This is a genomic window from Nocardia colli, assembly GCF_008704205.1.
GTDB lineage: Bacteria > Actinomycetota > Actinomycetes > Mycobacteriales > Mycobacteriaceae > Nocardia > Nocardia colli.
In genome coordinates this window covers 261,054-286,581 of sequence record NZ_VXLC01000016.1, presented here as the reverse complement: position 1 = coordinate 286,581, position 25,528 = coordinate 261,054, and the positions used below count along the sequence as shown (strand labels likewise).

25 protein-coding genes and 1 pseudogene are annotated in these 25,528 nt (G+C 68.0%); 5 read left to right on the top strand and 21 right to left on the bottom strand.

Annotated elements, in window-relative coordinates; translation table 11 throughout:
- Window positions 1-74 precede the first annotated feature (74 nt).
- Window positions 75-416, bottom strand: coding sequence for a 50S ribosomal protein L19 (gene rplS / locus F3087_RS30745; protein WP_029893064.1), 342 nt, complete (start codon window positions 414-416; stop codon window positions 75-77).
- Between the two features lie 163 nt (window positions 417-579).
- The gene (locus F3087_RS30740; protein ID WP_150405567.1) at window positions 580-1,146 is read right to left on the bottom strand and encodes a winged helix-turn-helix domain-containing protein; all 567 of its coding nucleotides are present in this window, start codon (window positions 1,144-1,146) and stop codon (window positions 580-582) included.
- Between the two features lie 75 nt (window positions 1,147-1,221).
- On the opposite strand from F3087_RS30740, the gene F3087_RS30735 reads away from it, so the two are divergent.
- A complete protein-coding gene (locus F3087_RS30735) occupies window positions 1,222-1,659 on the top strand; it encodes a hypothetical protein (protein ID WP_150405566.1) in 438 nt (145 codons plus the stop codon).
- Here F3087_RS30735 and F3087_RS30730 read toward each other — a convergent pair.
- Together F3087_RS30730 and F3087_RS30725 are read right to left on the bottom strand one after the other, a co-directional pair.
- Window positions 1,650-2,804 (bottom strand): serine hydrolase domain-containing protein, encoded by a 1,155-nt coding sequence (locus F3087_RS30730; RefSeq protein ID WP_150405565.1) that lies wholly within the window; start codon window positions 2,802-2,804, stop codon window positions 1,650-1,652. The genes F3087_RS30735 and F3087_RS30730 overlap by 10 nt on opposite strands.
- Before the next feature lie 21 nt (window positions 2,805-2,825).
- The gene (locus F3087_RS30725) at window positions 2,826-3,242 is read right to left on the bottom strand and encodes a DoxX family protein (protein WP_150405564.1); all 417 of its coding nucleotides are present in this window, start codon (window positions 3,240-3,242) and stop codon (window positions 2,826-2,828) included.
- 128 nt (window positions 3,243-3,370) lie between these two features.
- Here F3087_RS30725 and F3087_RS30720 point away from each other — a divergent pair, with 128 nt between their 5' ends.
- Window positions 3,371-4,240: a sigma-70 family RNA polymerase sigma factor gene (locus F3087_RS30720; RefSeq protein ID WP_150405563.1), complete on the top strand. Its 870-nt coding sequence runs from the start codon at window positions 3,371-3,373 to the stop codon at window positions 4,238-4,240.
- Between the two features lie 546 nt (window positions 4,241-4,786).
- Here F3087_RS30720 and F3087_RS30715 read toward each other — a convergent pair.
- From F3087_RS30715 to F3087_RS30695, 5 genes are all read right to left on the bottom strand, one after another.
- A complete protein-coding gene (locus F3087_RS30715) occupies window positions 4,787-5,683 on the bottom strand; it encodes a hypothetical protein (protein ID WP_150405562.1) in 897 nt (298 codons plus the stop codon).
- Window positions 5,684-5,707: 24 nt separating this feature from the next.
- Window positions 5,708-8,158: a Tex family protein gene (locus F3087_RS30710; protein ID WP_396897591.1), complete on the bottom strand. Its 2,451-nt coding sequence runs from the start codon at window positions 8,156-8,158 to the stop codon at window positions 5,708-5,710.
- Window positions 8,159-8,337: 179 nt separating this feature from the next.
- Window positions 8,338-8,562, bottom strand: a complete 225-nt coding sequence (locus F3087_RS30705) for a hypothetical protein (protein ID WP_150405561.1) — start codon at window positions 8,560-8,562, stop codon at window positions 8,338-8,340.
- A 349-nt stretch (window positions 8,563-8,911) separates the two neighbouring features.
- Window positions 8,912-10,537: an AMP-binding protein gene (locus tag F3087_RS30700; RefSeq protein WP_150405560.1), complete on the bottom strand. Its 1,626-nt coding sequence runs from the start codon at window positions 10,535-10,537 to the stop codon at window positions 8,912-8,914.
- Complete coding sequence (locus F3087_RS30695; protein ID WP_150405559.1) at window positions 10,537-12,159, bottom strand: AMP-binding protein; 1,623 nt, start codon at window positions 12,157-12,159, stop codon at window positions 10,537-10,539. Before F3087_RS30695 ends, F3087_RS30700 begins: the two co-directional genes overlap by 1 nt.
- A gap of 87 nt (window positions 12,160-12,246) precedes the next feature.
- Between F3087_RS30695 and F3087_RS30690 the strand changes: the two genes are divergently transcribed.
- Window positions 12,247-13,098 carry a helix-turn-helix transcriptional regulator gene (locus F3087_RS30690; RefSeq protein WP_150405558.1) on the top strand — a complete coding sequence of 284 codons (852 nt, stop codon included), beginning with the start codon at window positions 12,247-12,249 and terminating at the stop codon, window positions 13,096-13,098.
- 78 nt (window positions 13,099-13,176) lie between these two features.
- Here the strand turns inward: F3087_RS30690 and trmD are convergent, their stop codons facing one another.
- The 4 genes from trmD to rpsP are packed head-to-tail and all read right to left on the bottom strand — an operon-like array spanning window position 13,177 to window position 15,075.
- Window positions 13,177-13,866, bottom strand: a complete 690-nt coding sequence (gene trmD, locus F3087_RS30685; RefSeq protein ID WP_150405557.1) for a tRNA (guanosine(37)-N1)-methyltransferase TrmD — start codon at window positions 13,864-13,866, stop codon at window positions 13,177-13,179.
- A 7-nt stretch (window positions 13,867-13,873) separates the two neighbouring features.
- The gene (rimM, locus tag F3087_RS30680; protein WP_150405556.1) at window positions 13,874-14,398 is read right to left on the bottom strand and encodes a ribosome maturation factor RimM; all 525 of its coding nucleotides are present in this window, start codon (window positions 14,396-14,398) and stop codon (window positions 13,874-13,876) included.
- Complete coding sequence (locus F3087_RS30675) at window positions 14,399-14,641, bottom strand: RNA-binding protein (protein WP_011210690.1); 243 nt, start codon at window positions 14,639-14,641, stop codon at window positions 14,399-14,401.
- Window positions 14,641-15,075 (bottom strand): 30S ribosomal protein S16, encoded by a 435-nt coding sequence (gene rpsP, locus F3087_RS30670; RefSeq protein ID WP_150405555.1) that lies wholly within the window; start codon window positions 15,073-15,075, stop codon window positions 14,641-14,643. Before rpsP ends, F3087_RS30675 begins: the two co-directional genes overlap by 1 nt.
- 229 nt (window positions 15,076-15,304) lie before the next feature.
- Here rpsP and F3087_RS46110 point away from each other — a divergent pair, with 229 nt between their 5' ends.
- A complete protein-coding gene (locus tag F3087_RS46110; RefSeq protein ID WP_191094217.1) occupies window positions 15,305-15,457 on the top strand; it encodes a hypothetical protein in 153 nt (50 codons plus the stop codon).
- A gap of 3 nt (window positions 15,458-15,460) precedes the next feature.
- On the opposite strand, the pseudogene F3087_RS30665 reads toward F3087_RS46110, so the two are convergent.
- The 5 genes and pseudogenes from F3087_RS30665 to F3087_RS30645 form a co-directional block, all read right to left on the bottom strand.
- A pseudogene (locus F3087_RS30665) lies at window positions 15,461-15,744 on the bottom strand (dihydrofolate reductase family protein); the annotation flags it as partial.
- Between the two features lie 60 nt (window positions 15,745-15,804).
- Complete coding sequence (locus F3087_RS30660) at window positions 15,805-16,548, bottom strand: class I SAM-dependent methyltransferase (RefSeq protein WP_223885463.1); 744 nt, start codon at window positions 16,546-16,548, stop codon at window positions 15,805-15,807.
- Between the two features lie 61 nt (window positions 16,549-16,609).
- Window positions 16,610-17,593, bottom strand: a complete 984-nt coding sequence (locus F3087_RS30655; RefSeq protein WP_150405554.1) for an LLM class F420-dependent oxidoreductase — start codon at window positions 17,591-17,593, stop codon at window positions 16,610-16,612.
- Between the two features lie 193 nt (window positions 17,594-17,786).
- Window positions 17,787-18,926: an amidohydrolase family protein gene (locus F3087_RS30650; RefSeq protein WP_191094216.1), complete on the bottom strand. Its 1,140-nt coding sequence runs from the start codon at window positions 18,924-18,926 to the stop codon at window positions 17,787-17,789.
- 604 nt (window positions 18,927-19,530) lie between these two features.
- Window positions 19,531-20,460: a LysR family transcriptional regulator gene (locus F3087_RS30645; protein WP_150405552.1), complete on the bottom strand. Its 930-nt coding sequence runs from the start codon at window positions 20,458-20,460 to the stop codon at window positions 19,531-19,533.
- Between the two features lie 73 nt (window positions 20,461-20,533).
- Between F3087_RS30645 and F3087_RS30640 the strand changes: the two genes are divergently transcribed.
- A complete protein-coding gene (locus tag F3087_RS30640; protein ID WP_150405551.1) occupies window positions 20,534-20,725 on the top strand; it encodes a hypothetical protein in 192 nt (63 codons plus the stop codon).
- A gap of 152 nt (window positions 20,726-20,877) precedes the next feature.
- Here F3087_RS30640 and ffh read toward each other — a convergent pair whose 3' ends face one another.
- The 3 genes from ffh to F3087_RS30625 form a co-directional block, all read right to left on the bottom strand.
- Entirely contained in the window at window positions 20,878-22,443 is a 1,566-nt protein-coding gene (gene ffh, locus F3087_RS30635) for a signal recognition particle protein (RefSeq protein WP_150405550.1), read from the bottom strand.
- A 147-nt stretch (window positions 22,444-22,590) separates the two neighbouring features.
- The gene (locus F3087_RS30630) at window positions 22,591-22,905 is read right to left on the bottom strand and encodes a hypothetical protein (protein WP_223885462.1); all 315 of its coding nucleotides are present in this window, start codon (window positions 22,903-22,905) and stop codon (window positions 22,591-22,593) included.
- Window positions 22,906-23,023: 118 nt separating this feature from the next.
- A complete protein-coding gene (locus F3087_RS30625; protein WP_150405549.1) occupies window positions 23,024-25,495 on the bottom strand; it encodes a [protein-PII] uridylyltransferase in 2,472 nt (823 codons plus the stop codon).
- Between the last annotated feature and the right edge of the window lie 33 nt (window positions 25,496-25,528).

Here is a 25,528-nt window from a genome sequence, read left to right as displayed (position 1 = left end):
GAAAACAGTAGCCCGGCAGCGGAACTGAGTTCCGCGGCCGGGCTACCAGACGCTCTGTCGTGCGAAAAGCTAGATCAGCGCTTTTCCTTGATCTTGGCGGCCTTGCCGCGCAGATCGCGCAGGTAGTACAGCTTGGCGCGGCGGACGTCACCACGGGTGACGACCTCGATGTGGTCGATGTTCGGGGTGTGCACCGGGAAGGTGCGCTCCACGCCGACACCGAACGACACCTTGCGGACCGTGAAGGTCTCGCGGATGCCACCACCCTGGCGTCGGATGACGACGCCCTTGAAGACCTGGATGCGCTCCTTCGAGCCTTCGATGACCTTTACGTGCACATTGAGGGTGTCGCCCGGCCGGAAGTCGGGGACGTCGCTGCGCAGCGACTTCTCGTCGACGAAGTCAAGGGTGTTCATTTCCATCCTTATGGGTTCGCGCGAACAGAGGACCCTGGCGGCACTTCGCGTGCTCGGCCGGTTCATGCTCCGATTCAAGGGGATGCGCCTGGTGCACAACTCGCCCAGGGCAACCTGAGTATTGTGCCAGATCAGCGGGTCGCCGGAAAAATCGGCCCCCGGATCAGGCCGGCGCCTCGGGTACCGCGAAGAGGCGGACGCTCATCGGTTGCGCGCCCTCGGGGGCGTCCTCCCGGGCGGCGCCGTACCGGGCGAGCAACGCCTTGTACTCCGCGACGAACGCTACCACCTGGTCTTTTGTCATGTAGGTTCCGGTGCGCTGCACCTGCGCCCAGCCGTCCGGGCCCGCCCATTCGCGCACCGCCCGCAGGTAGAGCTCGATGTCGCGTCCGGACTTCAGCCGGCCGAGATGTTCGGCGGCCGCGTACTCGGCCGGCTCCATGCTCGCCGGATCGGGCGTGGTGTGTTCGAACGGCAGCGACTTCCACCAGCGCTCGCGACCCGTCGACTTCTCCGCGATCTCGGTGATGAGGCCGAGTTCGGCCAGCTTGCGCAGGTGGTAGCTGGTGCTGCCGGTGCTCTCGTCGAGCACCTCGGCCAGGGTCGCCGAGTTCGCTTCGCCGTGTTTGCCCAGGTAGTCGAGGATTCGGCCGCGCAGCGGGTGGGCGAGCGTGCGGTAGAGCGCGGTGCGCTCGGCGCTGGTCATGTCGTCGCTTCTGCGCGGTGCCATGGGCCGAAGGATAGCAAACGTTTCTTTGCAAAGAAATGTTTGCAAAGAGATCTTTGCGGACGTAGCGTGGCCGTCATGCGAATGACAGCTCTCCTCCCTTCTCGAACCCGATCGGTCCGCGACCAGGCGCGCTGGTTGATCGCGGCCGGCGCGCTCGCGCTCGTGCCGTGGGCCGCGATTCTCTGGAATACGTTGCCCAGTACCGCGCACGTGCGGAACTGGTCGTCGGCGTGGGTCGGCCTGGATCTTTTCCTGGCCGCCGGGTGCGGATTGACCACGGGGTTGTTGCGCCGCAACGACTCCCGGGCGCGACTGGTGGCGTCGGCGGTGGCCGGTGCGGCGGTCATCGACCTGTGGTTCGACCTGGTGACCGCCGACCCCGGAGCGCCGCTGGCGCAGGCGATGCTCTGTGCGATCGCCGAGACCGCGTTGATCGCCGCGTGCATGCACGTTGCGCTGGCACCGGACGACGCCGTCGCACCACCCTCGCGGCGAATTGCCTTTCAGCCCTGAATGTTTCGAGCGGCGCGATGCAACACCGAGGCCAGTCTCTCGTTTTCCGCCGCGTTGAAGGCGAAGGCGGCTCGGCGGCGGGTGTAGCCGTAGGCCAGGCCGCTGTGCGGGTCGGCGAAGCCGTCGGAACCGGCGGCGCCGGTGTGGCCGAAGGCATTTGCGCCGAGGAACGGATAGCCGAGACCCTTGGCTTCGAACCCGACCAGGTAGGGCGCGTTGTCGCCGCGGACCAAGTCGCGACCGGAAGTCTGGACGGTCGTGAACACGGCGAGCGTATCGGGCTTCAATAGTGCTGCACGGCCGTTGATTTCGGACATCGCCGCCGCATACATCGTCGCCAAGCCACGCGCGCTGCCCACACCGCCCATCGAGGCGGGGCCGTTCGCTCGCAGATCAGCATTGTTGGGCAGGGAAAGCACATCGTCCGGGGTGAATCCGGTGGCGTTGAGATTGTACGAGATACCCGGAATGCTATGGGGACCAGGTGAGTTCGCTTCGAATGCCGTTCGCATCTCCGACGTGGCCGACCACGGCAGGATCTCCAGATACCGATCCTCCAGTGCCGCAGGCAATCCGAGATAGAGGTCCAGATCGTAAGGGACCCTGATGCGTTCCTCGAACAGCTCCTGGATCGAACTGCCCGTCAGGCGGCGAATCGCCTCGCCGACGATGGCGAAGGTGACGAACCCGCCGTAGCCCTGCACGACTCCCGGCCGGAAGAACGGGCGCTGACCGGCGACGCGTCGCGCGATGAGCCGGTCGTCGGCGAGTTCGGCCAGGGTGAAGCCACCGTCTACCCCGATCACGCCGGACTTGTTGGTGAGTACCTGCCGCAAGGTGATCGTGACCTTGCCCGCGTCGGCGAACTCCGGCCAGTAGGCCGCGACGGGCCGGTCCAGGTCGAGCATTCCGTCCTGCACCAGTAGTGCCACGACCAGCGTCGCCGCACCTTTGGTCGAGGAGAGCAGGCCGGTCAGCGTTTCGCCGGTCACCTGCGGACCAGCCCAGAGGTCGACCACGGGTCGGCCGTGCACGAAAGCGGCCACCTGCGAACCGGATTCGCCGTTCTCCTCGGCCACGACCTCGGCGAACTCGTCGCGCACCGCTTCGAATCCCGGTGCGACAGTGCCCTGTACGTCGTTCATGGTTGTCCTCCTTGCCCGGTCTCAGGCTGCCGAACGACGCAACAGCGCCAGTGGATTACGCCGGCCGCTGGGTGGCCGCAACCCCCAGGACGCCAGGCTGAGCCCGGCGAACACCAACGGACCGATCGCGGCTTTCGACTCGTCACCGGCCGCGAGATGCGATACTGCCGCACCGCCGTAGACGAAAGTCAGTCCGGCATAAGCCCATTCCTCGGCGCGCGGATGGCCGGGCAGCACGATCGCGGCCACCGCCGCTGCTTTGGCGACGCCGAGCATGGTCGCGAAATACATCGGATATTCGAGCCGATCGAAAACCTCACGGACATAGGGAATCCGGGCGACATCCCAATAGGAGCCGACCACCGATTCGGTGAGCACGACCCCGGTGGCTCCCAGGTAGGCAACGCGCCGTGCGAGGTCCTTCTTACCGGTGTTCATGACTCGTTCCTTCCGTCGTAGTTGCCTCTCTGACGGAGCGGGCGGCGAAGAGGTAACAGGCCGCGAGTTGTCACATCGTGCGCCCGCGATTCGTCATCACTGTGGGACGACAACGCGGAGGAGACCACGTGGACGAATACCTGGCCGACCGGTTCGAGACGCATCGCGCGCATCTGGTCGCGGTGGCCTACCGGATGCTCGGGTCGCCGGCCGAGGCCGAGGACGCCGTGCAGGAGGCGTGGTTGCGGTTGGCCCGCACCGATACCGACGGCATCAAGAATCTCGGCGGCTGGCTGACCACCACCGTGAGCCGGGTGTGCCTGGACGTGTTGCGCTCGCGCCGAGCGCGCCGGGAGGACTCGTTCGAGGAGCAGCTGCCCGACCCGGTGGTCCGCCTCGACGACGGCACCGATCCGGAACAGCAGGCGCTGCTCGCGGATTCGGTCGGCATCGCGCTGCTGGTGGTGCTCGAGTCGCTGAATCCGGCCGAGCGGCTCGCGTTCGTGCTGCACGACATGTTCGCCCTGCCGTACGACCAGATCGCGCCGATCCTCGGCAAGACGCCCGGCGCCGCGAAGATGATCGCGAGCCGTGCGCGCCGTCGCGTCCAGGGCGGTACCCCGAGGCTGGACCCGGACCTCCCCCGCCAGCGTCGGGCCGTCACCGCGTTCCTCGCCGCCGCCCGCGACGGCGACTTCGACGCGCTGCTGTCCCTGCTCGACCCCGATGTGGTGCTGCGCGCCGACGCGGGCGTGGGTGGCATCCAGGTGATCCGGGGTGCGTCCGCCGTCGCCGGACTACTGGACACATTCCACCGGTTCGCCAGCCAATACGATGTCATGCATGCCGTGGTCAATGGCGTTGCGGGCCTGCTGAGTACGGCCGACGGCAGCCCGATGTCCGTCATCGCCTTCAGCGTCGCCGACGACAAGATCACCGCGATCGACTTGCTCGCCGACCGAACTCGCCTTGCCACCCTCCCCCTTCCGACCCCCTAACGCGCGCCACCCACCACAACGCGCACGAAATCGCGGGCGATCCCACGCGCGTCGCATAGCGAGCCAATCCCTGCGCAGCGAGCCACTCGCACACAAGGTCCGACGCCCACCGGACCGACAGCCGCTCTAGTTTGTCTCCTACCGCGCACCGTTTCGATCGCCGCGCACGTAATCGTCAGCGAATTCGCGCGCCGCGCACCGAACGATGCGCAGCAAGACAACTCGATCCACGCACACGAGCCCCGGCCGCCGCGCACTTGTTCGCTCGCCGCGCGCAGAATCGTTAGCGAATTCGCGCGCAGTGCACCGATCGGCGCGCGCGGCAGGACAATTCATGTGCGGGCGGCCCGATGCGTGCGCGAGCGTCGATGACCGTGGTGGTGCGGTGATCCGCTACATGTCGCCGACACGCTTCACCGGGCCAGTTGGCGCACGGGCTCCCGGCCGGCGCGCACCGCTTCGCTGGCAGCGCACGGAATTGCCGGTGAATTCGCGCGCAATGCACCGAACGATGCGCGGCAGCACAACTCGCGCGCGGCGGGTCGCTCAGTCGCGGTCCGGGGTGTTGGCTACCGGTTCGGGTTCGTGGTCCGACGGGAACAGGGAGAGGTGGTGGCGGTGGGGTGCCGGTGGGGCGGGGACGACGGTGCGCGTCAGCTCGGCCTCGGTGGCGGTGCGGACGTGTTCGACATCCGGTTTACCCGCGACCAGGTCCTGCACGAAGATCTTGGCGCGGATGACCGGGCGGCGGTAGCGCCGCTCGCGGACGATCGCTCGATACATCAGCCGACGCCGATCCGAATACCGCCAGCGAGCCCAGGGCGCGCCGGGCCGACTCAACCGCAACGCGCCGACGAACAGCAGCGGCAGGAAGAACATCCCGAACAACCCGGTCCAGATCTTCCCCTTGGCGATGACGATCGCGGCGAGCGCGAGGTTCACCACCGCGAAGAAGACGACGAACACCCGGACTTCGATGCTCGGGTCGCTACGGAAGTCGTTGATGTCGAGCAACCACAGCGGATGAAACCCCAGCAGCAGCAACCCGGTGACCGCGAGCGCGACGAACACCGCGTCCACCGAGGTCCGCCCCTGCTCTTCCCAGTACACATCGCGCAGATAGAAGATCAGCGCGAATTCGTCCAGGGTCAGCGCCGCACCGACCCCGAACAACGCGGCGAGCACGGAGGCCGTGGTGACGTCGGCGGTCTGGTACAGGGTGACCATGCCGACGCCGGACACCAGCACGAGGATCACCCCGAACACCATGTGGTGGATGTGTACTCCACCGGACCGCACGTTCCCCGGCCACCAGCGCACCTGCTTGCGGATCATCCGGACGCTGAGCCGGATCAACAGGAAGCCGACGATGAACCCTAGAAGGAAGCACAGCAGCGGCAGCCGGCCCTGCGCGATCACATCCTCACTGAGCCATCGTCGCATGGCCGCCTGAAACCTCCGTCTGACCTACTGTCCGAAACCTGCCCGGCGCAGAGCGTCCGCCATCGATCCGCTCGGTGCGGGAGCGTTGCGGCGCTGGTTGCCGCCGCCGCGGTTCTGACCTTGACTCTGATTGCGCTGTCCTTGATTGCGGCCCTGCTGGTTCTTACCCTGACCATTCTGCCGGTCCGGCGCGCCGCCCTTGCGGTCACCTTGACCACGCTGGCGGTTCTCGCCCCGCTCGCCCTTCACCGCGGGCCCCGGCTCGTCGTCCAGGCGCAGCGACAGACCGATGCGCTGACGCGCCACGTCCACCTCGAGCACTTTCACCTTGACCACGTCGCCGGTGTTCACCACCTCGCGCGGATCCTTGACGAAGTTGTGCGACATCGCCGAAACGTGCACGAGTCCGTCCTGGTGCACGCCGATATCGACGAACGCGCCGAACGCCGCGACGTTCGTGACGACGCCTTCGAGCACCATGCCGGGTTCGAGGTCGGCGACCTTCTCCACGCCTGCGGCGAATTCCGCGGTCTTGAACTCCGGTCGCGGGTCGCGGCCCGGCTTCTCCAGTTCGGTAATGATGTCGGTGACGGTCGGCACGCCGAAGCGTTCGTCGGTGAACTCGTCGGCCCGCAGCGCGCGCAGCACGGTGGTGTTGCCGATGACCTCGGTGATGTCGCGGCCGGTGGATTCCATGATCCGGCGGACCACCGGGTACGCCTCGGGGTGCACGGAGGAGGTGTCCAGCGGATCGTCGCCACCGCGGATCCGCAGGAAGCCCGCGCACTGCTCGAACGCCTTCGGCCCGAGCCGCGGCACCTCCAGCAGCGCGGTCCGGCTGCGGAACGGGCCGTTCTGATCGCGGTGCGCCACAATGCTTTCCGCGACCGAGCCGGCGATGCCGGACACCCGCGAGAGCAGCGGCACCGAGGCCGTGTTGACGTCGACGCCGACCGCGTTCACCGCGTCCTCGACCACCGCGCCCAGCGAACGGGCGAGCAGCGTCTCGGACACGTCGTGCTGGTACTGGCCGACGCCGATCGACTTCGGATCGATCTTCACCAGCTCGGCGAGCGGATCCTGGAGCCGGCGCGCGATGGACACCGCGCCGCGCAGCGACACGTCCATGTCCGGCAGTTCCTGGGTGGCGTACGCGGAAGCGGAGTACACCGAGGCGCCCGCCTCGGACACCACGATCTTGGTCGGCTTGTTCTCCGGAATGCGCGAGATCAGTTCGGCGGCAAGGGCATCGGTCTCGCGCGAGGCGGTGCCGTTGCCGATGGCGATGAGTTCCACGCCGAACCGGGCGACCAGCGCGCCGAGCACCGCGAGGGACTTCTCGGTCTGGCCCTGCGGCTTGTGCGGGTAGATCACCTCGGTGGCGACCGCCTTGCCGGTGGCGTCGACGACGGCCACCTTCACGCCGGTCCGGTAGCCCGGGTCGAGGCCCATCGTGGTGCGGGTACCGGCGGGCGCGGCGAGCAGCAGGTCGCGCAGGTTCGCCGCGAACACGTCGACCGCGTCCTTCTCCGCCGCCTGCCGCAGCCGCATCCTGGTGTCGATGCCGAGGCTCACTTGCAGTTTGGTCCGCCAAGCCCAGCGCACGGTGTCCAGCAGCCAGGTGTCGGCGGCGCGGCCCTTGTCGGCGATGTTGAACTTGATCGCGATCCGGCCCTCGTAGATGGACCGTTCACCCGGTTCGAGCTCTTCGGTGTCCGGCTCCAGATGCAGCGACAGCACGTCTTCCTTCTCGCCGCGCAGCAGCGCGAGGATGCGGTGCGAGGGCAGCTTGGTGAACGGCTCGTCGAACTCGAAGTAGTCGGCGAACTTGGCGCCCGCTTCCTCCTTGCCCGGGCGCACCGTCGACTTGACCTGACCGCGGTTCCACATCAGCTCGCGCAGCTCACCGACCAGGTCGGCGTCCTCGGCGAAGCGTTCGACCAGGATCGACCGCGCGCCGTCGAGCTGCTCGGCGTTGTACTGCGCGGGATCGGTGGTCGGGTCGTTGATCAGGGCGTCGGCGACCGGCTCGTGACCCGCCTCGCGCGCGATCTGCGCCTTGGTGCGCCGCTTCGGCTTGTACGGCAGGTAGATGTCCTCGAGCCGGGCCTTGGTCTCGGCGAGCATGATCTGCTGGTGCAGCGCGTCGTCGAGTTTGCCCTGGCCACGGATGGATTCGAGGATCGCGCCCCGGCGCTCGTCGAGTTCGCGGAGGTAGTGCAGACGCTCGTCCAGGAGGCGCAGCTGCGCGTCGTCGAGACCGCCGGTGACCTCCTTGCGGTATCGCGCGATGAACGGCACGGTCGAGCCGCCGTCGATCAGCTCGACGGCCGCACGCACCTGGCTCTCCCGCACCGCGAGCTCGTCGGCGATGCGACGGTTCACGCTGGCTTGACTCGCGACGCCGGAGGACGTCGCGGGTGGGAGCACGGCGGGGTCGGACTCTGCACTTACAGTCTCGGGCGCTGTCGTCACGTCCGGAGACACTACCGGGACCGCCCGACAAGGGGCCCACACCCGGCGGAACCGGGTCGCGCGTGCCGCATCATCCGCTGGTCCGACCGGTCCGGCCATCCGTACCTCCGGACGCGCCGAACCCGGCCGAGCACGCTCGACCGGGTTCGGTAGTTCTTACGCATGTGCCGAATCGCCTACTACAGGACCAGTTCCGGGCTGTAGACAGGGCTGAACGTCTGACCGTTCTTGGTGACGGCGGTGAAGCTGACATACCGATGCCCCGGCTTGGCGAACACCGCGTCCACCGTCAACGGCGGGGAGGGATACCGTCCGTTGAAGCACGGAAACGGGCCGCTGGTCGCGACCTGCTCATTGGTGCCCCCGTTGGCCAACGCGTCTTTATCCACGACCGTCACGACCATCGTGCAATTCTTTTCGTTGATGGAATCATTTTTGATATTGAGTCCACCGAATGCCCGCGGCACTCCGTTCTCCGCATAAATGCACGATTCCACTTCCGCGGAACCATCACTGGTCAGAAAAAGACCCGAGCAACTGTACGGGCTGCCCGGCTGAGCGACGGCGGCCGGTGCCAAGACGAGAAGTGGTGCGGCACTGGCGATAACACAAGACACGACACGTGAAAACGAACCGATTTGCATGTAAGACCTTTCGCGACCAGATAAACCAGATCCCCGACGAAATGACCTTGTCCCACCCTAGGTGGGACGCCAACGGGTCACATGCCGCCAGTAATCGGGGCACCCGATGTCAGGTCTCGTCGACCAGCCCCAGGAGTGCCCGGGACAGTTCGCGCATTTCGGCCTTGCGGATCTTCCCGGTGACGGTCATCGGGAAATCGTCCACCACGTGCACGTAGCGCGGGATCTTGAAGTGCGCGAGCTTCCCCTCACAGAACTCGCGAACCGCAGTGGCGTCCAACGCGGTCGCGCCGTCACGCATCCGTACCCAGGCCATCAACTCCTCGCCGTACTTCGGGTCGGGCACACCGATCACCTGGGCGTCCAGGATGTCGGGGTGGGTGTAGAGGAACTCCTCGATCTCGCGCGGGTAGACGTTCTCGCCGCCGCGGATGACCATGTCCTTGATCCGGCCGGTGATCGCCAGGTAGCCGTCGTTGTCCATCACGCCGATGTCGCCGGTGTGCATCCAGCGGGCGGTGTCGATCGCCTCGGTGGTCTTGGCCCGGTCGTTCCAGTAGCCGAGCATCACCGAGTAGCCGCGGGTGCAGAGTTCACCCGGCTCGCCGCGCGGCACCGTGAGACCCGATGCGGGGTCGACGATCTTGACCTCGAGGTGCGGGCCGACCCGGCCGACGGTGGCGGTGCGCCGGTCGATGCCGTCGTCGCGGCGGGTCTGGGTGGAGACCGGCGAGGTCTCGGTCATGCCGTAGCAGATGCACACCTCGTGCATGCCCATCCGGTCGATCACCCGCTTCATCACCTCGACCGGGCAGGGCGAGCCGGCCATGATCCCGGTGCGCAGGCTGGACAGATCCGGTGTGGCGGAATCCAATTCGGTGAGCAACGCGATGAACATGGTCGGCACGCCGTAGAGCGAGGTGCAGCGCTCGGACTCGACCGCGGCCAGCGTCGCGGCCGGGTCGAAGGCCGGCGCCGGAATCACCACCGCCGCACCGTGACTCGTGCCGGCCAGGTTGCCCATGACCATGCCGAAGCAGTGATAGAACGGCACCGGCACGCAGATCCGGTCCTGTTCGGAGTAGCCGCACAGTTCGCCGACGAAGAAGCCGTTGTTCAGGATGTTGTGATGGCTCAGCGTGGCACCCTTGGGGAAACCCGTTGTGCCCGAGGTGTATTGGATGTTGATCGGATCGTCGATGGACAACTCGGCCGCGAACCCGGCCAAGCGTTCCGCGTCGATCGCCGTGCGCGCCAACTCATCCCAGTCCGAAGTGCCCAGCACCAGCACCTGCTCCAGCGCCGGGCAGTTCGGCCGGACCTCCTCGATCATCGCGACGTAGTTCGACGTCTTGAACTCCGCCGCCGCGACGAGCATCCGCACACCCGACTGGCGCAGCACGTACTCCAGTTCGCTGGTGCGGTACGCGGGGTTGATGTTGACCAGGATCGCGCCGATCTTCGCCGTCGCATACTGCACGAAGAACCACTCCGCGCAGTTCGGCGCCCAGATGCCGACCCGGTCGCCCTTGCCGATGCCGCGCGCGGCCAGGCCGGTGGCCAGCGCGTCGATCGCGGCACCGAGTTCGCGGTAGGTCCAGCGCCGGTCGGAAGCCTTGTCCACCAACGCTTCCCGATCCGGGAAGGCGGCCACGGCGCGATCGAGATTGCCGCCGATGGTGTCGCCCAGCAGCGGGGTGTCCGAGGTGCCTGACGCGTAGCTCGGGTCCGACATCACCGGTTTCCCTTCTGCCGCAGCACGAATCGCTGCACCTTGCCGCTCGGCGTCTTCGGCAGCTCGGTCACGAAGTGCACCGTGCGCGGGTAGGCGTGCGCGGCGAACTTCTTCTTCACCAGCTCTTGCAACTCGGCCTCCAACGCGGTGCCGATCCGGGAACCGTCGCGCAACACCACGAACGCCTCCAGCACCTCGCCGCGCAGTTCGTCCGGCATGCCGACCACGGCCGCCTCGGCGACCAGATCGTGTAGCACCAGCACGCTCTCCACCTCGAACGGGCCGATCCGGTAACCGGCCATGATGATCACGTCGTCGTCGCGAGCGGAGAAGCGGAAGCAACCGTTCTCGTCCTGCGAGCCGGCGTCGCCGGTGATGTACCAGCGGCCATCGGGGGTATAGCGCTGGGCGGTGCGTTCGGGGGCGTCGAGGTAGCCGAGGAACCACATCAGCGGACTGTTCTGGGTATCGATGGCGACCCGGCCGAGCTCACCGATCGGCGCGACCGTGTCCGCGTTGTCGGACAGCACCGCGCAGGTCCAGCCGGGCAGCGCGCGGCCCATCGAGCCGGCCGGGACGTCGGCGTCGAGCGCCTCGTGCCAGGAATTGCAGATCAGCATGCCGTGCTCGGTCTGCCCGTAGTGGTCGCGCACCGCGACGCCGAAGTGCTCCAGCGACCAGGCGACGACCTCGGGCGTCAGCGGTTCACCGGCGGAGGACGCGCGCCGCAGCGGGTGGTGCAGCGCCGGCGCGTTCGGGTCCGAGCGCAGCGCGCGGTACACCGTCGGGGCGGCGGTGAAGTTGGTGACGCCGAACCGATCGAGCACCTGCCAGGTGAGCGTCGGCGAGAACGGCGCGTGCAACAGGATGCTGCGGATGCCGCTGCCCAGCGGGGCCATGATCGCCCAGTACAGGCCGTAGGCCCAGCCGGGATCGGCCGCGTTCCAGAAGACGTCGTCGGGGCGGACGTCCAGCGCGAACTCCTGATAGGCCTGGAACGCCGCGATCGCGCGCAACGGAATCGGCACGCCCTTCGGGGTTCCGGTGGTGCCGCTGGTGAACAGCTCGACCATCAGTCCGTCCCCGCCGACCGCCACCGCCGGCGGGGTCGGCGCGTGGTCGGCGTGCACGTCCACCATGCCCAGCGTGCCCTCGGGTGAATCGCCGCTGACGATGACCTGCCACGGCGCGTCGGCGGGCATGTCGGGACCGGCGGCCAGCTTCGGCGCCTGGTCGGCGTCGGCGATGACGATCGACGTGCCGCTCGCTTCCAGCCGGAACGCGATGGCCGGCGGCGCGAACGCGGTGAACAGCGGAACGTGCACCGCGCCGAGCCGCCAGATCCCGAGCAGCGCCACCACCAGATCGGTCGACTTCGCCATCAGGGTCGCGACCCGGTCGCCCTGCTTGATCCCGAGTTCGGCCAGCCCGATGGCGAATCGGGTCGACCGTTCCCGCAGTTCGCCGTAGGTGAGGTCGATCGAGGACAGGTCCCGCTCGACGATCGTGAACGCGATCGCGCCCGCCGGGTGCCGGTCGCACAGCAGCTCCGCCGCGGACGCCTCGGGGCGGTCGTACATGTCCAGCAGTTCGCGCACCCGGGGTTTCAGGTCGGTACCCATCTCGCCACTCCTCATCGTGATCCAGCTCACCCAATAGGATGTGGGTCACACCGAGTTCGCTACTACCCCCGAAAAGGGGTGAGTCCCATGACCCACACCGCACTGCTGCGTCCGCGCGATGCCGATGCGTTGCGCGCCGAAATCCGCTGGGTGGCGAGCGCGGCCGGGGTGCCGGTGACGTTCGGCGGCGAAGTGCACGACGATGCGCTGCTGCTGTCGGAGTTCGTCGGCACGCTGACCAACGGGCTACGCGGCCTGACCGTGCTGCGCACCTCCGGCCTGGGCGGTCGCGTGATCGATTCCGGGCGGCCCGCCTCGGTCACCGATTACGTCAATACCTCTTCCATCACCCATCACTACGACGGACCGGTCTCGGGCGAGGGACTCCGGTCGATCGTCGCCGTGCCGGTGGTCGTGGACAAACGCTCCCGCGCGGTCCTCTACGCCGCTACCCGCAGCGCGAGTCCGGTCGGCGACCGCACCGCCGATCTGGTCATGCAGGCCGGTCGCCGGCTCGCCGGGGAGATCGGCATCCGGGACGAGGTGGACCGTCGGCTGCGGCTGCTCGAGGCGGCCAGGCCCACGCCGGAGGGGGTGCCCGCGGTATCGGAGGAGTTGCGCGACATTCACGCCGAGCTTCGCGGCATGGCTCGTTCCGCGGGCGACGATCTGCTTCGCACACGCCTGCACACCGTCTGCGAACGGCTTATCCGAGTCATGGTCGGCGACCCCCTGCCCGATGCGCCGCACCTGTCCCGTCGAGAGCTGGACGTGCTGTCCCAGATCGCGCTCGGGTGTTCCAATCAGGAAGCCGCCCAACGTCTTTCACTCAGCGCGGAGACGGTCAAGAGCTACCTGCGCAACGCTATGACCAAGCTGGACGCGCACTCGCGCCACGAGGCAGTGGTCGCGGCTCGCCGGCACGGGTTGCTCCCATGAAGCCGCACGCCTTTTGATTTCTCGCACCGAGAATCGCATGCGATCTCAGGTGCGGGAAATCAAAAGGCGTGCGTGTGGTCAGCGATCCGCGTCGGGGAGGAGGTCGGGGCGGCGGGCGAGGGTGCGGGCGAGGGATTGCTCGTGACGCCAGGCGGCGACCTTCGCGTGGTCGCCGGAGAGGAGCACCGGGGGGACCTCGAGCTCGCGCCAGGTGACCGGCCGGGTGTAACTGGGGCCTTCGAGGAGGCCGTCGGAGAACGAATCCTCTTGGTGCGATTGCTGATTGCCCAAAACACCGGGCAGAAGGCGGACCACGGCTTCGGTCATGACGAGGACGGCCGCCTCGCCACCGATCAGGACGTAGTCGCCGATGCTGACCTCTTCGACGCGAACGCGCCGGGCCGCGTCGTCGAAGACGCGCTGGTCGATGCCTTCATAACGCCCGCAGGCGAACACGAGGTGATCCTCGGTGGCCCAGCGCTGTGCGGTTTCCTGCGTGAACGGCACACCGGCAGGCGTGGGGACGACGAGCAGCGCGTCGTCCGGGCAGACCTCGTCGAGCGCATCGCCCCAGATGGTCGGCTTCATGACCATGCCGGGTCCCCCGCCGTACGGCGAGTCGTCGACGGACTTGTGCACGTCGTGCGTCCAACCCCGCAGATCGTGCACGTCGACGGAGATCAAACCTTTGTCGATTGCCTTGCCCAGCAACGCGGTTCGCAGCGGCTCGAGATATTCCGGAAAGATCGTGACCACATCGAGTTTCACGGCGACCTCATTCCGGATCGAGGAGTCCTTCGGGCGGATCGATGACGATCAGCCGGTCCGCGAGCGAGACGGTGGGCACGATGGCGGTGACGAACGGGATCAGGATCTCCCGGCCGTCGTCGGCGGCTTTCACCGAAAGCAGTTCTCCCGCAGCGGAATGCAGCACTTCGCGCACGGTGCCGACCACGGTTTCGTCGAGCAGCCGAACGGTCAGGCCCTCGAGTTCGTGGTCGTAATACTCGTCCGGGTCGTCGCCGGGCGGCAGGTCGTCGCTGTCCACCACGAACAGCGTGCCGCGCAAGGCGTCGGCCGCGTCCCGGGAGGCGACGCCGGCGAGAAACACCAGAAGCCGGCCCGAGTGCTCTCGGGCCGACTCCACGGTGAAATCGCGGACTTCCGTGGATCGCGCCAGTCGCCCGCGCAGCGTGCTGCCCGGCGCGAACCGGGCCTCCGGCTCATCGGTGCGGATCTCTACGACCAGTTCACCGCGCACGCCGTGCGACTTGGCGACCCGTCCTACGACAAGTTCCATCTACTGGTCGGTGTCGACCACGTCGACCCGGATACCCCGGCCGCCGATGCCGGCGACGAGGGTGCGCAGTGCGGTCGCGGTACGACCGCCGCGACCGATCACCTTGCCCAGGTCGTCGGGGTGCACGTGCACCTCGACGGTGCGTCCGCGGCGGCCGGTGATCAGCTCGACGCGGACGTCATCGGGATTCGCGACGATGCCGCGAACAAGATGTTCGACCGCATCGGCGACGACTGCACTCATTACTCGGCGGCCTCAGCGGCGGGCGCCTCGGCGGCCTCTTCCTTCTTGGCGGCCTTCTTCTTCGGGGTGGTGGCATCGCCGGTGGGGGCGTTGTCCGCGGCGGCCAGCGCGGCGTTGAACAGGTCCAGCTTGGACGCCTTCTCGGCCTTGACCTTCAGCGTGCCCTCGGCGCCCGGCAGACCCTTGAACTTCTGCCAGTCACCGGTGATCTCCAGCAGACGCTGGACGGGCTCGGTCGGCTGCGCGCCGACACCCAGCCAGTACTGAGCGCGCTCGGAATCGATCTCGATGAGCGACGGCTCTTCCTTCGGGTGGTACAGGCCGATGGACTCGATGGCCCGGCCGTCCCGGCGGGTCCGCGCGTCGGCGACGACGATGCGGTACTGGGGGTTGCGGATCTTGCCCAAGCGGGTGAGCTTGATGCGAACAGCCATGCTTGTTCTGCCTCTTTCGTAGTCTGGTCACGGCGCAATTCAGCGACCCGCACGGTCTGCGAGCCCGGTTTAGCGCATGGAGTGTGTGACCGCCGCGCGGTACGTAACCGGAGACGGGCTGACACTTGTCCGGAAGGACGGTTGTTCATTCTGCCAGACGGGCGGCGTTCACCTGAAATCGCGTCGCCGATCCGGTTGCGAACCGGCGTCGCGCGGCTATAAACGAGGCATGGGGATCTTCCGCCGTGACCGGCGCAAGCAGAGCACCACTCGAGAGACCTTGGGTGAGGTCGGTTCGGAAATCGCGGGCGAGGTTGTCGTCACGGGGGTGTTCCGCGCGCTGCGCGGGATCGTCCACGCGATCTTGCACGCCTTCGCTTGAGCGCTATGAACTGCGGTAACGCAGCAGAACCACCCCGGAGGCGAACGGGCGCGTCTCGACGAGTCGCAGCGCCGGAATCCGCAGGGCATCGGTGAACAATCGCCGGCCCTTGCCCTCGACCACCGGATAGACGAACAGCCGGTACTCGTCGACCAGGTCGGTGGCGGCGAGTGCGTGGACCAGCTGGACACGACGTATTTCGCCGACTCGTTCAGGTGCTCGGTGACGCCGGTGGTGTCGTCGCTCTGCTTCGGCCAGTACCCGCGCATCTCCTCGAACGAGACCCGGAAACCTCTGTGGGAGAAGACGCGACGGGTAGGCCGAATTCATCGGTCCGGGCAGAACTCCTAACCGGACGGGGCCGCGGCGGTGAGGGCGCGGGTCTTCGTCCACGGGCCGCCCCACCACAGCTGCCAGCCGAGCGAACGGGCGGTGAGGGTTTGGGCGCCGTTGGCCGTGAGGGTGGTCTCGTATTCGCCGGTCCGGCCGATATCGACCAGCACGAGATGCCCGCCGGGACGCAGCACGCGCAGCGCCTCACGCACCGCGGCGGCCCGGCCCGCGGACGCTTTGATGTTGTGAATCGCCAGACTCGAGACGATCACGTCGAATTCGTCGTTGCGGAACGGCAGCGCGGTCATGTTGCCGGTGTGCAATTCGATTCGGTCGGCGACGTTTTCGGCGACCGCGTTGCGTTCGGTGGTGGCCATGTTGTTGCCCGACTGGTCCACCGAACGCCACAGGTCGATGCCCACCGCGCGCCCCTCCGGCAGCCGCTTCGCCGCGGCGAGCAGCACCGCGCCCCGGCCGCACCCCAGATCGAGCAGCCGCTCGTCCCCGCGTAATCCGAGATCGTCGAGCAGCGCGTCCCACGCGCGGAACTTGCCGCGGCGGGTCGCGTGCAGGAACAGCCCGAACTGCGCGGCCATGACCAGGCCGACCAGCAAGGTCAGCCACGCCGGAATCATGTTGCCGACCAGTGCGTTTGCCACCGCGGCGAGCAGGAAGCCGACCGCGAGGACACCGAGCATGAGCATGACGGGGGGCGCGTCGAAGCCGTAGGACGCGCGCCGTGATGTGGTCGTCGTCACAAGGCCGATTCTATCGAGCGTTGAAGTTTTCGCGCCCCAACAGTTTTCAGGGCTTCGACGATCATCGGACCAGCGGCGCGAGGGTACGTCCGGCGAGATCGACCGCGCCGGGCTGATGCCCGTTGGTGACCATGTTGACGATGATGCCCTGCACACCGTGATCGAGGACCCGGGTCTGCAACTGTTCGGCTACCTCATCGGGCGAGCCGACGAACTGGCGATCGGCGATGCTCTGCGCACGTTCCTCGGCGGACAGCGCGTCCACGTCGACCCCGATGCCGCGCAGCAGATCCCGCTGTTCCTTGCGCGCCTGATCGCCGTCCTCGTCGACCATCAGGAAGCACAGGTAGCTGACCTCCAGGGTCGACGGATCGCGGCCGACCTCGGCGCACCGCTGGTGCAGCGCCGCCATCTTCTTCGGCAGTTCCGAGGCGTTGCAGATGATGTTGAGGTGGTCGGCGAAGCGGGCGGCCAGCGCGAACGTCTTCTTCTCCCCCGACCCGCCGAGCAGGATGGGCAGGTCGTCGCGCAGCCGAGGCTCGTTGATCGCGTTGTCGGTGTGGTACCACTTGCCGTCGAAGGTGACGGGCTCGCCGCGCAGCATCGGCTGGATGATCTGCAACGCCTCGTCGAGCCGCTCGAAACGATCGGTGAAGGTGCCGAATTCGAAGCCGTAGGACTGGTGCTCGAGCTCGAACCACCCCGCGCCGATGCCCAGCACCGCGCGGCCCGCGCTGACCAGGTCGAGCGTGGTGACGGTCTTCGCGGTCAGCGCCGGATTGCGATAGGTATTGCCGGTCACCAACGCGGACAACTGAATTCGCTCGGTGGACGCGGCGATGCCGGACAGCGCGGTGTATGCCTCCAGCATCGGATCGCCCGGTTCACCGAGCCCCGGCAGCTGATAGAAATGATCCATCACGAACACGGTGTCGAACCCCGCCGCCTCAGCCTCCCTGGCCTGCGCGACCACCGTGGGGAACAGCTCGGAAACCGGCTGTCCATAACTGAAGTTGGGCATCTGATAACCGAGACGAATGCTCATACCGCCCGACGATACGCGCGCCCGCCGAGCGCTCACCCATGCGCACCACCGTATGCAAGACCTGCACCCGCATTCGGGATCCGCCCGAGAATTGGGCCCACAGCCGGTGCGGATCTCGAACGTGGGCGCGCATCCCGGGTATGGGCGCGAACCCCGACCGTTAGCGCGAACCGCCGACGTGGGGCGCGGATCTTCAGCGGTGGCCGGTGACCGGATCGCGGTGGGCGTAGAGGCGGCCGCGGAGGATTACGGCGTACGGGGTATTCAGGATTTCCGGATTGGTGCGTGGGTCTTCTTGGTAGACAACGAAATCGGCGGGGGCGCCGGGTTCGATGCCGGGGCGGCCCAGCCAGGTTCGGGCGTTCCAGGAGGCGGCGCCCAGGGCGTCGTGGGTGGACAGGCCCGCGGCGCCGAGGGCGGTGATCTCGTCGGCGATACGGCCGTGGCGGATGGAACCGCCCGCATCGGTGCCGGCGAAGATGGGGACGCCCGCGTCGTGCGCGTTGGCGACGGTGCTGCGGACGCGGCGGTGCAGGTCGCGCATGTGCGCGGCGTAGGTCGGGAATTTGCCTGCGCTGTCGGCGATTTCGGGGAAGGTGTCGATGTTGACCAGGGTCGGTACCAGGGCGGTGCCGTGTTCGACCATCATCTCGATGGTGTCGTCGGTGAGGCCGGTGCCGTGTTCGAGGCAGTCGATGCCCGCGTCGATCAGGCCGGGCAGGGCGTCCTCGCCGAAGACGTGGGCGGTGACCCGGGCGCCGTTGGCGTGCGCGGCGTCGATGGCCTCTTTGAGGATGGCGTCGCTCCAGAGCGGGCGCAGGTCGCCGACGGAGCGGTCGATCCAGTCGCCGACGATCTTCACCCAGCCGTCGCCGAAGCGGGCCTGTTCGGCGACGATCTCCGGCAGGTCGCGCTCGTCGTCGAGCTCGATGCCCAGCTCGCGGATGTAGCGGCGCGGGCGGGCGATGTGGCGGCCCGCGCGGATGATGCGCGGCAGTTCCGCATGGTCATCGATGAACCGGGTGTCGATCGGCGAACCGGCGTCGCGCAGCAGCAGCGCACCCGCATCCCGCTCGGTCTCGGCCTGCGCGATGGCCCCGTCCCGATCCTCGTCTCCCCCGCCGTACCGGATCCCGACATGGCAGTGCGCATCGACCAGCCCCGGCACGATCCACCCTGTGCGACACAGCGTTTCGGCCCCCGGCACCGGCTCGAACGACACCAGCCCATCCCGCACCCAAACATCGCGAACATCCTCTCCGGGGAGAACCACCCCTCGCAGATGCACAGCAACCTCCTGGACGTCGTCGGCTGCCTCCAACCTAACGCCCATCCCCCCGACCGTCACGCACCGCCCGGCACCCCCACCACGCCGCGCACCGCCTCCCCCGCCGCACCCAAAACATCTAGCAAATCCGCGCGCACCAGAACACAACAAGCGCGAACCACAGCCGACGGCTCACCCTCAGCGGACTCGCCTCCGACCAGGGGTGACACCGTCGCGTTCCCGCACCGCAGCAGGTCGACCGCCACGCCGCGCACCAACTTCCCGGCCGCGCACAATCCAGCTAGCGAATTCGCGCGCACCCACACACAACACGCGCGAGGAACCCACCGCGCGGCAGTACACGGCCCGCTCCACCACGACCGGCCGCGTCCTCGGACGCAGCAAGAAAGGTCACCACATCGCGCACCCACTCCCCCGCCGCGCACAATCCAGCTAGCGAATCCGCGCGCAGCAGAACACAACGTGCGCAGGCCTCGGTGGCCGCGGGCTGGTCAGCTTCGACGAGCGTGGCGTCGCTTCGTCCTCGGCACAGCCCCGCATAGCGGCAGGCCGCCACCTGCCGCGCACGGGATCCGCGTGCGGGCACGAGACAGTCGGCGAATTCGTGCGCGGCGGAACACGGTATGCGCGGGAACTCGGAGGCGGTGGACTAGTCGGCGGAGACCATGACGATGTCGTTGCGTTCCCGGCAGACTTCGCGCACGGCGGTTAGGCCGGCGGCGATGGCTGGTTGGGCGGCGCTGCCGCGGCGGATGCAGATGATGTGGCGGCGGGTGGGGGCTGAGTCGCCGTGCAGGGGGACGCGGACGACTGCGTGGTCGGTGGGGAGGGTGGCGAGGCGGGGGATGAGGCTGACGCCGAAGCCGTGGGCGACCATGGCGGAGATGCCGAGCCAGTCGACGCCGCGGTGGTTGATGCGGGGCTGGAAGCCGGCGGCGGCGCAGGCGCCGAGCAGTAAGTGGCAGTGGGCGACCCGGGCCGGGGCGCCGACCCAGGGTTCCTCGGCGGCCTCGGTCAGGGTGACGCTGCGGCATTCGGCGAGCCGGTGACCGACCGGGACCAGCAGGTCTTGGGGCTCGTCGATCAGCTGATGTTGTTCGAAGCGGGGGTCGTCGAGGGCGGGGCCGCCGGGGGCCGGGATCAGCACGCCGATGTCGCTGTCGCCGCTGAGCAGCAGGTCGAAGCAGTGTCTGCTCTCGTCCTCGTTCATCTCGACCGTCAGCAGCGGGTTGGCGTCGCGCAGCCGGGCGGCCGCGGGGGCGACCAGCGCGACGAGGGCCGTCGGCATGGCGGTGATCCGGAGCACGCCGGTGATGCCGGTGCGGTGGGCGGCGAGTTCGGCCTTGGCCCGTTCGGCTTGGGCGAACAGTTCGTCGGCGTGCCGGAGCAGGGTGTGCGCGGCGGAGGTCAGGCGGACCCGGCGGCCGACCTGCTCGAGCAGTTGCACGTCCAAATCCTTTGCGAGCAAACGCAATTGCTGCGACACCGTGGAGGGGGTGAGGTGCAGCGCGGTGGCCGCGGCGGTCACCGTTCCGTGTTCCCGCAACATCCGCAGGGTGTGCAGGCGAGGGTCGATCATGCATAGATTCAACACGATCTGGTGCGAAATCTTTCGCTGGATTCGAACATAATCTGCGGCGACCATTCCAGACATGACCACTTTCGCGACGCCGCCGACCGAATCCATTGCACATCGCGGCTGCCGGCAGTGCGGCGCGGCCGATCACGGCACCACCGTTTCGCGCCACCGCACCTCGGAAGGCACGATCGTCTACACCCGCTGCCCATGCGGCGCCGTGAACGTCTGGCTCGAGCCAACCACTCGACGCCGCGTCGTATCTTGACCGCAGCGCACGAAATCGACTGCCGCGTACAGAACTTCCTGCCGCGCACGAAATTGCGGGCGGGTCCGTGCGCGAGACGACAGAACGTGCGCGGGGCCGTGAACGAACGCCGCCCCGCACCGGCGATTGGTGCGGGGCGGGTTCGAAAAGCCTTACTTCTTCGGGAACTTCAGCTTCGACAGGTCGAAACCTTCGAGGCCCGGCGGCAACTGGTCCAAACCGGCGGGCATATTCGAGATGTCCGGCATTCCGGCCGGCAACCCGGGCATTCCCGCGGGCATCCCGGGCAACCCACCGCGCACCTTCGGCGGCGTGGGTCCGCGCCCACCCTTCTTCCCCTTCTTGCCCTTTTTGTTGTTGCTCCGGCGGGACCCGGGCATGCCCATCTGCCTGCCCATCATCGCCATCATCTTCTTGGCTTCGAAGAACCGGTCGACGAGCTGGTTGACCTCGGAGACCTGCACGCCGGAGCCGTTCGCGATGCGCAAGCGGCGTGAAGCGTTGATGATCTTCGGGTTGTCCCGCTCGGCAGGCGTCATGCCGCGGATGATGGCCTGCACCCGGTCCAGCGACTTGTCGTCGACGGCGGCGAGCGCGTCCTTCATCTGCCCGGCGCCGGGGAGCATGCCGAGCAGGTTGCCGATCGGGCCCATCTTGCGGATGGCGAGCATCTGATCGAGGAAGTCCTCGAGCGTCATCTCGCCGCTGCCGATCTTGCGGGCGGCTTCCTCGGCCTGTTCCTGGTCGTAGATCTGCTCGGCCTGCTCGATCAGGCTGAGCACGTCGCCCATGCCGAGGATGCGGCTGGCCATCCGGTCCGGGTGGAAGACGTCGAAGTCCTCGAGCTTCTCACCGGTGGAGGCGAACATGATCGGCGCGCCGGTCACCTCGCGCACCGACAGCGCCGCACCACCGCGGGCGTCGCCGTCGAGCTTGGTGAGCACGACGCCGGTGAAGCCGACGCCGTCGCGGAAGGCCTGCGCGGTGGCGACCGCGTCCTGACCGATCATCGCGTCGAGCACGAACAGCGTCTCGTCCGGCTGCACGGCGTCGCGGATGCCGGCGGCCTGGCGCATCAGTTCTTCGTCGATGCCGAGGCGACCGGCCGTGTCGACGATGACCACGTCGTACTGCTTGCTGCGGGCCTCTTCGATGCCGCCGCGGGCGACCTCGACCGGGTCGGCCGCGGAGACGCCGAGGGCGTTCTCGCCGCCGCCGATGGAGGTGCCGCCGTGCGGCGCGAACACGGGCACGCCCGCGCGCTCGCCGACCACCTGGAGCTGGGTGACCGCGCCGGGACGCTGCAGGTCGCAGGCCACCAGCAACGGCTGATGTCCTTGTCCCTTCAGCCATTTGGCGAGCTTGCCTGCGAGGGTGGTCTTACCGGCGCCTTGCAGACCGGCGAGCATGACCACGGTCGGCGGGTTCTTGGCCAGGGTCAGCCGGCGTGTCTCGCCGCCGAGGATGCCGACGAGTTCCTCGTTGACGATCTTGACGACCTGCTGCGCCGGATTCAGCGCCGCGGAGACCTCGGCGCCCTTGGCGCGCTCCTTGATCCGGGCGATGAAACCGCGCACCACGGGCAGCGCGACGTCGGCTTCGAGCAGGGCTAGCCGGATCTCCCGGCAGGTGGCGTCGATGTCGGCCGGTGACAGACGCCCCTTACCACGCAGATCCTTGAGGGCACCGGTAAGCCGGTCGGACAGGGATTCGAACACCGATCGCGCTCCTGATCTCGGGGGACGTCAATTGCCTCCCAGGGTAATGGGATAGCCGACCTGTCCGCGCATGGGGATGAACGCGCAGGAAAGCGACCGGGCCATTTCGCTCCCGGTCGCCGGATTTCCCACGCTGTACAGCAGATCTTATTCGAGCGAACGTCGCCGCGGTTTGGCCGTCTTGCGATAGTCGTGATTTTCCTTGGCCACCATGTAGACCGCCTCGCGGGCGGTCAATCCCAGCTCGAGCGCCAGGTCGTCGAGGATGGCCCATTCCGTGGTGGTGGGGATGCGCGAGTTGGCGACCGTGGAGGCGATGGTCATGGCGGTCACTGCCTGTTGTCCGGTCAAGGTCCGACCCGGTAGCCAGGAAACGACCCAGAGATCCCCGCCGACGCACCGCGCCATGTGCGTGGTCTCGTCGCTCGTCATCATCGACGCCGAAACAACTTCAATTGCCACCGACGTGCTCCCCTCATGCTAGCGATAGCCAGACGCTCTGATACTAGAACGTGAGGGAGCCTCGAGATATGGGTTCCAGCAAATCATGTGCAACAGATTGGTTACTCGGTAGCGAAGGTCAGGAACCGATGATCTCCGGTCCGGGCATGCCCGCTTCCGGCTTCTTCGGCGCCGGGCGCGGCACGACCGCCAGGATCGCCTTTTCGAGGTCGGCCCGGCGGTCCGGGCTGTCCGCGGAACCGAGGTCGAGGCAGAAGGTGTCGACGACGGCCGAGCCCATGGTCACCACCTTGGCCCAGCGGATATCGGCGCCGGAGTCCTCGAGCGCGGCGGCGAGCCGGCTGAGCACGCCGATCCGATCCTCGGCGCGCAGTTCGAGCAGCACCTGCCCCGGTACCGAGGTGCCGGACCAGAGCACGCGCGGCTGCGCCTGCGCGAACTGGCTCGGCCCGATGCCGCCCGCTTCCCGTTCGCGCTTCGCGAGCACGCTGGGCACGTCCAGGTCACCGGCGATGGCGCGGATCAGTTCCTGGCGCAACAGTCCGGCATCCGGCGGGTCACCGAACTTCGGCGACACCACGAAAGTGTCGATGGCGGAATCGCCTTCGACGCCGAGCGAGGCCGAGAGCACCCGCAGCGAGTGCAGCGCGAGTACCCCGGCGGCGTCGGAGAGCAGGCCCGCGGCGTCGGGCGCGATCACGGTGACCGTGTAGGTGTACTTGCCCTCCCCCGGCTTCAATTCGACGTGCACGCCGCCCGCCTTGGCCTTGGCGACGAGTTCCGGCGCGATCGGCTCCGGCGTCGGCAATTCGCCGCCGGCCATGACCAGACGGCAGCGCCGGACGAGGTCGCCGATCAGCGAGGCCTTCCAGTCACCCCACACGCCGGGGCCGGTGGCGAGCGAATCCGCTTCGGCCAGGGTGTGCAGGAGTTCCAGGAGTTCCGGATCGCCGCCGAGCGTGTCGACGACGTGCTGGACCGTGGCGGGGTCGGCGAGGTCGCGCCGGGTCGCGGTATCCGGGAGCAGCAGATGATGCCGGACGATCGCGCTGAGGGTGCGTACGTCCGAGGGCCAGAGGCCGAGCCGGCGGCCGATATGGGTGGCCAGTTCGGCCCCGACCACGCTGTGGTCGCCGGCCCGTCCCTTGCCGATGTCGTGCAGCAGCGCACCGAGCGCCAGCAGGTCCGGCCGGGCCACGCGGGTGCTCATCGCGCTGGCGTAGGACACCGTCTCCATCAGATGGCGATCGACGGTCCAGGTGTGCAGGGCGTCGCGCGGCGGCAGGTCGCGCACGGCGCCCCATTCCGGAAGTAGCCTGCCCCACAAGCCCGTTCGGTCCAGCGCCTCGATCGCGTCGATGGCGCCGCGGCCCGCACCGAGCAGCACCAGCAGGTCGTTGAGCGCGTCCTTGGGCCAAGGTTCGCGCAGCTCGGGCGCGTCCTCGGATAGTCGATTGAGCGTGGTGGCCGACATCGGCAGCCCGGTCTGTGCCGATGCGGCCGCCACCCGGAGGATGAGGCCGGGGTCGCGCTGCGGCCGCGCGTCCCTGGCCAGCACCACCTCCCCCGCGTGCTCGACCACCCCCTCATCGAGTGGTCGACGCACCGGCATGCGGCGCAGGCGGGCCAGTCCGCGCCGCGGCAAAGCGTTTGCCGCGGTACGCAATCCGACATCCACCGAGTAGCTCACCGTCCGCGCGGAATCGCTCAGCGTGCGGGCCAGATCGAAGCGATCGCCGACCCGCAGCGCCGCGCCGATCTCGTCGGCATCCTGAGCCCGCAGCTGGTCACGGGCGCGGCCCGCGACCCGGTGCAACTCCGTGCGAACATCCAGCAATCGCCGATGTGCTTGTTTCAGGCCACCTCCGGGCACCTCCGGACCGAGTCCCGGCATGGCATCGGTCAATTGGGCGATGGCCAGCGCGTCGAGCAACTGGATGTCGCGCAGCCCGCCGCGCCCGTTCTTCAGATCGGGTTCGGCGCGATGCGCGATCTCGCCGCTGCGCTGCCAGCGCGCCTCGGCCTGGGCGATCAGCTCGTCGAACCGGGACCGGATCCCGGTCCGCCACTCCCGGCGCACCCCGCCGATCAGCAGGTTGCTCAGGTCCTGGTCGCCGACGATGTGCCTGGCCTCGAGCATGCCGAGCGCGGCGATCAGGTCGTCGGACGCCACCCGCAGCGCCTGCGGGACGGTCCGCACGCTGTGGTCGAGCTTGATGTGGGCGTCCCACAGCGGGTACCAGAGCTGGTCGGCGACCTCGGCGACCCTGGCCGGGTCGACGTCGTCGTGCAGCAGCACCAGATCCAGATCGGAGTACGGGAGCATTTCCCCGCGCCCGAGTCCGCCGACCGCGACCACGGCGAGGCCGCTGTCCCTGGTGATGCCGAGCTCGGTGCCCTTGCTGGTGAGCCACAGCTCATAGAGATCGACCAGGGCCTGTCGTAAGGATTCGGCGTCGAGCCGTGGGTTGCGTGGCATGCCGCCGTCGAGCAATTGCGTTCGAGCGCGGACCAGGTCGGCCGCCCCATTGGATACCTTGCCGCCGTTGACTTCGCCGTGCTCGCTGACCACAACCCACCACCCATCCATACGCTGCGGCCCCGCCCCGACCGGTGCTCCGGT